Origin of the sequence: Aurantimonas sp. C2-5-R2, from assembly GCF_036549495.1 — a bacterium.
Lineage (GTDB): Bacteria > Pseudomonadota > Alphaproteobacteria > Rhizobiales > Rhizobiaceae > Aurantimonas > Aurantimonas coralicida_A.
The window spans coordinates 1-1,508 of sequence record NZ_JAZHLJ010000219.1; the positions used below are offsets into that span (position 1 = coordinate 1).

Here is a 1,508-nt window from a genome sequence, read left to right on the forward strand (position 1 = left end):
CCAGACGTTCTCCGGCATCGTCGAAGGGCATGACGGCGAGATGGGCGCGGATCACGGAGCGATAGCGGTAGAGCGTCGGCCTGCTGACATCATTCACGGAGGCAGGCGACAGCCCGAGCAAACCGACAATGTGTGCTATCCCCGCAAGGGACTTTTGTCCGGCGCGGCCTGGGAAGCCGCCCGCCCCGCTGTCTGCCGCACGGTCGGTGTCTCGGCGTCGGCCGACGAGGAACTAACCCGGCTTTCGGCGCGCCTCGATCTCGCCTATCGGGAAACCGCCGATCGCGCGCCTGCCAACCCGGCGCTGTCGATCGAGGCGACGACCGCCGGCGCCGATCTGTCGGTCGCGCAGCTCGACAAGATCGAGGAGCCCCCGAGCCTCGTGGCGCTCCGTGCTGCGGTGGAGGCCCGGCTCCCGCAGGTCGATCTGCCCGAACTCATCCTCGAAATGCAGGCGAGGACCGGCTTTGCCGATCGCTTTACCCATGCCAGCGAAGGGGGCTCACGCGTCGAGGACATCGCGACGAGCGTCAGCGCGGTTCTCGTGTCGGAGGCCTGCAACATCGGCTTCGAGCCGCTTGTGCGGCGTGACAGACCGGCGCTGCGTCGATCGCGCCTGAGTTGGGTGAAGCAGAACTTCCTGCGCGCTGAAACGCTGGCCGCGTCCAACGCCGCGCTGGTGGCAGCACAGAACGCGGTTCCGCTGGCACATTCCTGGGGAGGCGGCGACGTCGCCTCGGCCGACGGCCTGCGCTTCGTCGTGCCCGTGCGCACCATTCATTCCGGTCCCAATCCCCGCTACTTCGGGCACGAGCGCGGCGTCACCTGGTACAATCTGGCGTCCGACCAGTTCACCGGCCTCAACGCGATCACCATACCCGGAACGCTGCGCGACAGCCTTTATCTCCTGGCTCTCGTCCTGGGAGCAGGAAACTGAGCTTTCTCCCACCGAGATCATGACGGACACGGCGGGCTATACCGATACGATCTTCGGAATCTTCCATCTCCTCGGCTACCAGTTCAGCCCTCGCATCGCCGACATCGGTGGCTCCCGCTTCTGGCGGGTGAATGGAAAGGCCGACTACGGCCTGCTCGACGATCTCGCGTCGAACAAGATTAACATGCGCCTCATCGCCGACCACTGGGACGATCTTCTGCGCCTTGCCGGCTCGCTGAAACTCGGCGTCGTGCGAGCCGCCGGGCTCACGCGAACCCTCCAGACCAACGACCGTCCGACGAAACTGGCCCGTGCGCTCCAGGAGCTGGGGCGCCTGATCAAGACGCTTTATCTGCTGCGCTTCATCGACGACGAGCATTACCGCCGGCGCATCCTCATTCAGCTCAACCGCGGCGAGAACCGCCACAGGCTGGCCCGCGTGATCTTCCACGGCAAGCGCGGGGAACTTCGCCAGCGGCCAGCCCTCCGTGCCAATGACGATGAGACATCGACCACCCGGGAATTTACCCTTGAGGGCGCAGGTAACGTATCGACATGGTAATGCCCCAGA

General features: G+C 65.4%; 1 pseudogene. It reads left to right on the top strand.

Features of this window, described 5'->3' with window-relative positions:
* Nucleotides 1-139: 139 nt before the first annotated feature.
* Nucleotides 140-1,415: pseudogene (locus tag VQ044_RS25075) on the top strand (transposase); the annotation flags it as partial.
* Between the last annotated feature and the right edge of the window lie 93 nt (nucleotides 1,416-1,508).